The organism is Herpetosiphon sp. (assembly GCF_003512625.1).
Lineage (GTDB): Bacteria > Chloroflexota > Chloroflexia > Chloroflexales > Herpetosiphonaceae > Herpetosiphon > Herpetosiphon aurantiacus.
Window position 1 is genome coordinate 47,839 of the sequence record NZ_DOPT01000034.1, and the last position, 9,421, is coordinate 57,259.

General features: G+C 51.4%; 6 protein-coding genes. 1 reads left to right on the forward strand and 5 read right to left on the reverse strand.

The window, feature by feature from the left end; all coding sequences use genetic code 11:
- The first annotated feature begins 27 nt into the window (after positions 1-27).
- Positions 28-2,466: a tetratricopeptide repeat protein gene (locus DEF47_RS08370; RefSeq protein ID WP_012189414.1), complete on the forward strand. Its 2,439-nt coding sequence runs from the start codon at positions 28-30 to the stop codon at positions 2,464-2,466.
- 140 nt (positions 2,467-2,606) lie between these two features.
- Here the strand turns inward: DEF47_RS08370 and DEF47_RS08375 are convergent, their stop codons facing one another.
- The 5 genes from DEF47_RS08375 to DEF47_RS08395 form a co-directional block, all read right to left on the reverse strand.
- Positions 2,607-4,334 (reverse strand): FG-GAP repeat protein, encoded by a 1,728-nt coding sequence (locus tag DEF47_RS08375; protein ID WP_012189413.1) that lies wholly within the window; start codon positions 4,332-4,334, stop codon positions 2,607-2,609.
- Between the two features lie 381 nt (positions 4,335-4,715).
- Positions 4,716-5,714 (reverse strand): 2,3-diaminopropionate biosynthesis protein SbnB, encoded by a 999-nt coding sequence (sbnB, locus tag DEF47_RS08380; protein WP_012189412.1) that lies wholly within the window; start codon positions 5,712-5,714, stop codon positions 4,716-4,718.
- A gap of 30 nt (positions 5,715-5,744) precedes the next feature.
- Complete coding sequence (gene sbnA / locus DEF47_RS08385; protein WP_012189411.1) at positions 5,745-6,767, reverse strand: 2,3-diaminopropionate biosynthesis protein SbnA; 1,023 nt, start codon at positions 6,765-6,767, stop codon at positions 5,745-5,747.
- 11 nt (positions 6,768-6,778) lie between these two features.
- On the reverse strand, positions 6,779-8,077 hold the full coding sequence (locus tag DEF47_RS08390) for an MFS transporter (RefSeq protein ID WP_012189410.1): 1,299 nt from the start codon (positions 8,075-8,077) through the stop codon (positions 6,779-6,781).
- Positions 8,074-9,421 (reverse strand): thioesterase domain-containing protein (locus tag DEF47_RS08395; RefSeq protein ID WP_287045076.1); only part of this gene is annotated, 1,348 nt, incomplete at its 5' end. The genes DEF47_RS08395 and DEF47_RS08390, both read right to left, overlap by 4 nt.

The following is a 9,421-nucleotide window of genomic DNA, read 5'->3' on the forward strand; positions in this document are numbered from 1 at the left end:
ATAACCCATCACGACTAGGCACGCTATATGAGTGAAAGCTTCGGTTACTGGCTTAAACAGCGGCGTAAAGAGCTTAATTTTACCCAAGAATATTTAGCCGAGTTGGTAAGCTGTTCAACCATTACTATTCGCAAAATCGAGTCGAATGAACGGCGACCTTCGCGCCAGATTGCGGCTCGGATCGCTAAATTTTGTCAAGTAGAAGCCAATCGGGCCTTTGTTGATGCAGCATGGGCTGGGCAATCGCCTAGCCCATCTGATGGTGGCTCGCCACCTGAGCCAGCTCCTTCGAACTTACTGCCCCCATTTAGTTCAATCATTGGCCGCGATTCGGCGATTGAATCAATTTGTGTCCAATTTCAAGCCCAAAAAGCCCGTTTAGTTACGATTGTCGGCTCACCTGGCGTTGGCAAAACCCGCCTGGCCCAAGCCATTGGCCAACAGTTACTCACACATTTTAGCGATGGCGTTTTTTGGATTAGCCTCGATCCAATCGTCAATGCTAGCCTTGTCCCATCGTTAATTACGCGGGTACTCGGCATTCACGAAAACCCCAATCAATCGATCGAAGAAACAATTTTCAACTGGCTCAAAAATCGCCATTTGCTCCTCATTCTCGATAATTGTGAGCATATTATTGAGTTGCGCCAGTTTGTAAACCAACTGTTAAGTTATTGTCCAACCCTCTCGATTCTTGCGACCAGCCGCGAAGTGTTGCATTTGCGCTGGGAACAGCGCTTTCCATTGCGCCCGCTGACGGTTCCAGTACGCGGTATGCAGCTTGATCTCGCGCAACTGGCCCAAATTCCAGCGATTGCGCTATTTTTAGAGCGCAGTCGGGCGATCAATCCTCAGGCCGAGTTGAATGCATCGAATGCCCGAGCAATTAGCACGATTTGTATGCAGCTTGAAGGCTTGCCGCTAAGTATTGAGTTAATTGCTGCGCGTAGCGCCATGCTCAGCCCTCAAATGCTGGTGCATCGGCTGAATAATCAATTGAATGTACTGACCCAAGGCTCGCGCGATTTGCCTCATCGCCAACAAACCTTGCGCAATGCCATCCAATGGAGTATCGATTTGCTCGATAGTGCCGAGCAATTTCTGCTGGTAGCGCTGGCATTAGCTCCCGAAAGTTGTACCCTCCTGAGCCTAGAAGCGCTTGCTGATTGCTATAGCCCGTGGCCGTGGTCGATTTTCGATGGCCTAACCAACTTGTTCGATAAAAGCCTAATTTGGATTCAGCAGCAGCAAACTGATGAGCCACGCTTTGGGATGTTGCGGGTTTTGCGTGAATATGTGCTTGAGCAGCTTGCTGAGCCAACAACCATTCAGCAATTACGCCAAAGTTTTGCCAGCTACTACCTGAATATTGCCGAAACCATTTATCAAAAGATGCTCAACTCGCGTACCAATAGCCTTTTTCAAGAGATTGCCGCTGAGTATTATAATTTTCACACCGTTATCACATGGTGCCTTGAACCACCATATGATCTGGAAAATGCGATTAAGCTAATTGCGACGTTAATCGATTTTCTACATCTCTATGGCTATCAACGCGAGGGGATTAGTTGGTTACAACACATTTTGGGCCTGATTGAACAACAAACAGTCACGCTTAGCCCAGCGATTCTGGCCGATGCCTATAACGCCTTAGGCTTTTTATACTACCATCAGGGCAATATTAACCAAGCCCAACACTTTTTTGAGCGCGTATTGGAGCTTATTGGCGGCCACACATCGTTTAAACATGCACGAATTTTGTATAATTTAGGTTTAGTTAAAAAGAACAAAGGCGAATTTCTTCAGGCCGAGGCCGATTTACAAGCCAGTTTAGCAAGTTGGCGCACCCTTGGTTTACAGCCAGGCGAAGCCTATTCGCTCTGGGGGTTGGGCAGTTTAGCCCTCGACCAAGGCCTCTATACTCATGGGTTAACCTACCTGCAACAAAGCTTGGCAATTTGGCAAACGCTTGAATCAACTCATGGACAAGTGATGGTGTTAAGTGATTTGGCCGAGTTAGCCTTACTACAAGCCAATCCGCATGAGGCTGAGCAAATATTAGCCCAGATTAAAACGATTGTTGAGGCCAGCAATTATACAATCACAAGTTCACGTATAGCCTTGCTCGAAGGTAAATGTGCGATGCAACGCCACGATTTTAGCCATGCCCAAACCTGCTTCGAAGAAGCCGAGGAGATCGCTGAAGAACAGCAATCAACCGCCTATTTAGCCAAAATCCACCTCGAACAGGCTAAACTGGCTTTGGTGCAGGCACACTATCATCAGGCCAGTTATCATGGCTATGAAGGGTTGCGCCTAGCGACCATGCTTGAACATCAGACTGGGATTGCCAAGGCCCACCACGTGCTGGCCCAAGTCTATCAGCAGTTGGCCAATCCGAGTCAAGCCGAGCAACATTGGCAAGCTTATGCAGCAATTTATCAACACGTTGGTTTAGTGCCATAAACTGCCACACCTTTGTGGGCCTAGCTTCAGCATCTGTGACCACAGATTGATCGTGCTGCCGTAGAATTCCGTTAGCATTATCTGCGGCAGCACGCTATCTTCGACCAAGTTTGGGATAGGATGCACCAAGTTACTGATGCCTATTGCGCGGCGGTCTGCGCTGCGGCACGATCACTGGTTGCCACAAACGGCAGATACATCAAATATGGATCAACGACAGGGAGCCTGAAACTATAGATGGCTCCAGCATCGATCACATCGTCATCCACTACGAGGCTGGAACCATACTGAATGCCCGCGATACTACCATTCTCGAAAGGTGCACCCACGATCACGGTATCACCAGCAACCGCAACGGCGTTCCCAAACACATCAAATGACGAGACATTTGAGGCTTTGAGATAGGCCTGCTGGCTCCATGTTGTCCCGTTGCGTACCATCACCACTACTGCCCCAGAATCGCTCGCATCTTCATTCACCACGGGGGTGTCGCTCTGCTGAACACCTGCCGTATCACTATCCTCATTGGGTATCCCGACAACCACAGTGTCGCCCGATACCGCCACGCTCCAGCCAAAGCCGTCAGAACTCGACACTTGGGAAGCCTTTAGGTAAGCCTGTTGGCTCCACTGAGTTCCATTGCGCACAAACACATACGCCGCTCCCGCCATAAATGTAAATGCGCTTTCATCCACGGTCGGTGTGGCACTGTTTTGCACTCCTGCTATGTTGCTACGCTCATAGGGCGCACCAACCACAATCGTATCGCCCGACACCGCCACGCTCCTGCCAAAGTAATTATACATTGAGACATTTGAGGCCTTGAGATAAGCCTGTTGCGTCCAGGTTGTCCCGTTGCGCACAAAAACATAGGCAGCCCCCGATTCAGGTGCTAATTCATCGACGGTTGGGGTGGCACTATTCTGGACTCCTGCCGTAGTACTATCCTCATAGGTCGCACCAACCACAATCGTATCGCCCGACACCGCCACGCTCCAGCCAAAGCGGCCTTCTTCAAAGGGGGATAATCCAGTGACCTGTGAAGCTTTGAGATAGGCCTGTTGACTCCAGGTTGCCCCATTGCGCACAAAGACATAGGCTGCACCAGCATTGTCTGCTGCTTCATTAACGGTTGGAGTAGCACTATTTTGAACTCCCGCCGTGCTGCTATCCTCAAAGTGTGCACCCACTACAATGGTGTCACCCGATACTGCCACAGTCCCGCCAAAAAAGTCTGTTTCTGAGACTTGCGAGGCCTTGAGATAAGCCTGTTGACTCCAAGTTGTCCCGTTGCGCACAAAGACATAGGCTGCACCAGCACTATCCGCAGCTTCATCAACGGTCGGAGTGGCACTATTTTGAACTCCTGTTGTGCTGCTATCTTCATAGAGCGCATTTACCACAATCGTATCGCCCGACACTGCCACACTCGAGCCAAAAAGGTCTGCTATCGAAACTTGTGAGGCTTTGAGATAGGCCTGTTGACTCCAAGTTGGCCCATTGCGTACAAAGACATAGGCAGCCCCCGATTCAGGTGCTAATTCATCGACGGTTGGGGTGGCACTATTCTGGACTCCTGCCGTGCTGCTATTCTCATATGGCGCACCGACGACCACGGTGTCGCCCGACATGGCCACACTCAGGCCAAAATAATCTGTTTCTGAGACCTGCGACGGTTTAAAGTAGGCTTGTTGCTCCAATGGCAATAGGGTACGGATTGCGGCCCAGTCTGCCGAGGACAAAGGGGCTGTTGCCATGACAGAAGTTGGTGAACTGCTGATGGTTGCAGCGATCACGACTACTTGCACGAGCAAAACCATCCAAACGATCCGTCGAAACCAACGCGGTGCGAATCCTGACCGATCCATACTTCCTCCAATCACTGTAGGGGATACCTCAACACAACACTGACCGAAGGGGTACATCATCCAGTCCACTGAGCCGTCGATCGACTTCTCAGCGTGAGTAGATGTTGCCCATACGATGGTATGGCTATTTCGTTGCATGGTTGGCCAATATTGCCCTGTGATCGCCTCAAATCGATAGCTGGTTCGGGCCTTATGGCCAACAATTCGGCGCAGCCTATACTAAATTGTTCAGCTAATTGCGATGGTTGCGGACTCGCTAGCGTAGCGCGTTGGTGGATGCCAATACATTGCTGGCACTAGGGGTTGTGCTTGAAGCATGAATCAACATTCGCCAAGCCACTTAATCAATGAGTGGCTTGGCGATCTTACGAGGTGGGTTGCTTAGCAGAAATCGTTGAGGGTTAGGCCAATCGTATATTCGCGGGCTTGGCCCAAAACCCACTGGGCCAAGGCTAAATCGAGCACGCCCAAGCCAAATGGGCTAAAGATCGTGGTTTGCTCAGGGTTGGGGCGAGCAGGAACTTGGCCGCTGGTAATTTCGGCGAGATTGCAACGCACAAAATGGTGATGCCCCAAGGCTTGTTGAGCCAAATCAAGCGAGGTATTCGCTCGCAAGACATGCTCACGATCATCAACGACGTTATCGCAAAACTCAATTAAGCGAGGGTTGAGATCGCGCAGCGATGTATGCAAAATGGTTGTGCCAGCAGCGCACATGCTCAAATCATCAATATGGGGCGTAATTGCCGTCGTTGCCAAAGCGATCAAGCTGGTGCGCTGAAGCAAGGCCTCGATTGAAGCCACAACTTGCACATTCATCCCAAACTGATCGCTACATGCTGCCTGAAAATGCTCGGCATGGGCTGGTTGGGTATCAAACACCAGCACCTCACGAATGCTCGGAAAGACTGCCAGCAAAAAGCGCAGGGTTTCATGGTTGATCACGCCACAGCCAACCAAGCCAACCCGCGTCTCCTGTGGGTTGGAATGCAAATATTTGGCCGCTAAGGCTGCACTGGCCGCCGTGCGTTTGGCACTAATTTGCGCACCTTCCATAAAGGCAATGGGCAAGCCGGTTTGCGGATCGTTGAGGGTAATTGTGGCGTTGGCGCGTTGGATACCATGGCTCAGGTTGCCAGGAAACGAGGCGATCCACTTAATTCCAGCACTCGGCTGCGCACCACCTAAGTAGGCTGGCAAGGCAATAATCCGATTTAATGGATCATTTGGGAAGCGCAAAAAGCTGGAATGCGGCAGGGAGCTTAATCCAGCCTGATGCGCCTCGTAAGCCACTCGCACCAAATCGATCAAGGTTAATTCGGCTCCATCGAGAATGCGCCCAACTTCATGGCCTTTGAGTAGGGTTAATGATTGTTGCATTGTATTCCTCGTATTCCTCACAGCGGCAGTTTAGCCGACAACATTTTCGCGTTCGATCAGTGGTTGCGATTGATTAATCAGGACACTTGGGAGATGTTGATCGATCCAAGCGTGGTTGAAAACGGTATCAAGATAGCGCTCGCCACGATCACACAAAATCGCCACACACGTTGCATTAGCGGGCATACTTGGCAACATCTGGGCGATAGCGCGAATCACGCCACCCGACGAGCCGCCAGCAAAAATCGCCTCTTGGTCGAGCAAGCTATGGCAGCCAGCTACACAATCGGCATCGGAAACATAGACTACACCAGCCGCTAAATCGGGTTGGAACAATTCGGGAATTCGTGATGCGCCATGGCCTGGAATCAAGCGCTGGCCGGGTTGGCCGCCAAAAATCACACTGCCCAAGGCATCAACCGCGATCACCTTGGTCGCTAAACCTTGTTCGCGAATATATTCAGCACAACCGCGCAGCGTGCCACAGCTACTGGTCGCACAAAACAGATAGTCGGGAACATTCGGCAAACTTGCCAGAATCTCGCTCATGGTGGCGTAATGGGCCATTGGATTATGCAAATTTGCGTATTGATTACACCAAAAGCTATTAGGAATACTGGCTTGGAGCGCATGCACGCGCTTGATCCGAGCCGTCAACAAATCAGGGTCGGGCTGGGTAATAATTTCAACCTCAGCCCCATAAGCCCGTAGAATTTGAATATTTTGGTTGGTCGTGCGTGAATCAACAATACAAATAAAGCGTAAGCCAAAATAACGACAGACCTGAGCGAGGCCAATGCCTAAATTACCCGAACTTGATTCGATGATTGTGGTGGCTTGATCGATTCGGCCCTCAGCCAGTGCTTTGGTAATAATCGAGCGGGCCACCCGATCTTTGACGCTGCCACCTGGATTGAACATTTCTAGCTTGGCAAAAAGCTGAATCGGATGCTCAGCAAAAATCCGACGTAACGGAATTAAGGGCGTATTACCAATCAGTTGAACAATCCCGTCGTGTGAACGGGCTAATTTGGTGAATCCGTGGGTTAACATCCCAACATCTCCTATAGTTGCTCAGATGGCGGTGTTTGACGAGCATGCCATCCAGCAACCCCGATAGTCCACAGCAAGGTTAGTAATCCCAAACTTATAAATTGCAGTTGAATGCCACTGCTCGGCTGCGTCCCCACCAGCCAAGCGAATAGCGGGTTGAGCCAGCCATGGGGTTGCATGGCTGGGGTGAAAAAGCGATCGGCCAACAAGCCCGCACTAACGAAGCCAAGCGTGAGTGCTAACGACGCGAGGGCACTAATCAAGGCAAAAATCCGCCCATGCAGCGCATTTGGCAGCTGTTGTTGAATTAAGCTCGTGTGGTTGGCACTGCCCCATGGCAACATGCCAAAGTAGATGATTGCCGCGATTGCCAAGCCAATAATGCTTGGTTGCCAACCAGCCAACAGCATGGCTAATGCACCAATCAGTTCAGCCAGTAAAACCGCGCGGGCTAAACGACGCGGCGGGCGCAGCATACTTGCCAACAAACTCCCCGCCACCATACCTAAACCACCAAACGTCAGCAGCATGCCCAGCGTCGGCACTGAATGTAGTTCCAGCACCAACGGCGTGATCAAGACCTCGATGCTGCCAGCGCTAAAATTGCTCAAAATAATGAGGCTGGTTAGAGCGACGAGGCTGGGGTAGCGCAAAAACTCGCGCCATGCCAGCAAGGCCGTTTGCAATAACGGCACGTTGGCATGCTCGGTCACCTGTGGTTGGGGCGCAAAACGGGTGCTCGCCGTAATCACCAACGCCAGCCCAAAGGTCAGAAGATCGAGGGTAAAGATAAAGGGCATGCCAACCCATGCCAACAAACTACTACCAATCAGCGGAGCCAGCAATTGGGCCAAGGCATGGCTGAGTTGCATCAAGCCATTCGCTCGATTATGTTGAGTCGAATCGACTAATTGTGGGACGCTGGCAACATAGGCTGGCCATTGACAGGCACGGGCAAGCGCATTGATGCTATTGGCAAGATAAATTTGCCAAATCACCAGTTGCCCAGTGCTAAATAAGATGATCAGCCCAATCGTGCTAAGGCCGGCGATGCTATCGCTTATCAGCATCACCGTGCGCCGATTAAAACGATCGCTCAAGGCTCCGGCCCATGGCGCGATTAAGGTGGCGGGCAAGGTGTTGGTCAGCAGCACCCAAGCGTAATCACTTACTACGCCATGCTGCTGATAGACCCAAATGCCTAAGGCAAAGCCAGTCAGGCTTGAGCCAATCATCGAGCCAGTTTGGCCAAACCAAAGCAACACAAAGCGCAGCATTGGGTGTTGTTGCCAGCGCCGCAGCGAAATCATACGGCGACCTCCAAGCCAACCCCAATCAAACGACCTAAGGCTTGAACATATGGCTCGTGCAACATCGTGTGGTGATCGCCTGGCAAACTCACAATCTCCAGCGCTAGGCTGGTTAAGTTGCTCCAGCCCCAATCTGGCTGTTGATCAAGGCTTGGCTCGGGAGCTTCGTCGCGAGCCTTGATCAGCACGACAGGCACTGCTAAGCCTTGAGCTGGCTGAAAACTTGCTTGATGATTGGCCTGAAAGACCTTCAAAAAGCGTTCGATCAGGCTGGGTTCGGTTTGGGCTGGCAAAATACCAAGCGTAATCAGTTGGTCAGTTAGCAGGCCAGATTGCTCAAGTGGGCTTAATTCGGCTAAATCGGCCTCAGTCAGCACCAAATTAACTGCAAATGCCTGCTCCAATACCTGCTTGCCACGCCGCATCCATTCCGACCATGGCTCAAGCTGGCGTGGTTGCTGGCGAGTTTGGGGTGCAGCGCTATCAAGGCTGAAGAATTGGCAAATTTGCTGGCCCTCGGCAAGTGCCAGGCTAGCAATCGCCCAAGCCACATCGCTGCCAAACGAGTGACCAATCAAGGTATATGGGCCTTGCGGATAGGCGTGGCGAATTGCTTGCCAAGCTTGTTGAGCCATGGCTTCGACCGTCTCCAATGGGGTTTGGTTTGGCTCTAGGCCATAGGCTTGCACTGCATAAATCGCCCGCTCAGTTGGAATTGCTTGGGCTAGCTGTTGTAAATACAGCACATTACCACCAGCCCCTGGGAGCAAAAAGAGCGGCGTTTGTTCGGCTGCGCCATGGCGTAAGGGCACTAATGGCGACCATTGGCGGCTTTGATGCCGCAGCAATTGAGCCATTTCGGCGATCGTTGGGGCTTGATATAAGCTGGTTAAGGGCAGCGGCTGCTCAAGCGTTGGGTTGAGCAAGGCCATAAATCGAATAGCGATCAGCGAGTGGCCGCCATGCTCCAAAAAGTGATCGTGAATACCCAATTGATGGCCAAGCACGCTTGTCCAAAGTTGTTGCAGCTGCAATTCCAGCGGATCACGGGCAATTTGCTGGTTGGGCTGCTCGCTCCATGGCTTGGGCAAGGCCTGACGATCAATTTTGCCATTGGGGGTTAATGGCCATTCATTCAATACTACAATTGCGCTTGGCAGCATATAGCGTGGGAGTTGCAAGGCCAAGTGCTGGCGCAACGGCTCAATTGCAACCTCAGGGGTTGCGCCAATCAGATAGGCAATCAATTGAGCATCGGTCGCGGTTGTTTGCACCACAACCAAGGCTTGGGCCACGCTGGGGTGAGCCAGTAGAATGGTTTCGATCTCGCCAAGCTCAATTCGA

Excerpts from the sequence above, each read along its gene's own strand:
- DEF47_RS08375 (WP_012189413.1), bottom strand. The coding sequence starts at position 4,334 with ATGGATCGGTCAGGATTCGCACCGCGTTGGTTTCGACGGATCGTTTGG.
- sbnB (WP_012189412.1), bottom strand. The coding sequence starts at position 5,714 with ATGCAACAATCATTAACCCTACTCAAAGGCCATGAAGTTGGGCGCATT.
- sbnA (WP_012189411.1), bottom strand. The coding sequence starts at position 6,767 with ATGTTAACCCACGGATTCACCAAATTAGCCCGTTCACACGACGGGATT.
- DEF47_RS08370 (WP_012189414.1), top strand. The coding sequence starts at position 28 with ATGAGTGAAAGCTTCGGTTACTGGCTTAAACAGCGGCGTAAAGAGCTT.
- DEF47_RS08390 (WP_012189410.1), bottom strand. The coding sequence starts at position 8,077 with ATGATTTCGCTGCGGCGCTGGCAACAACACCCAATGCTGCGCTTTGTG.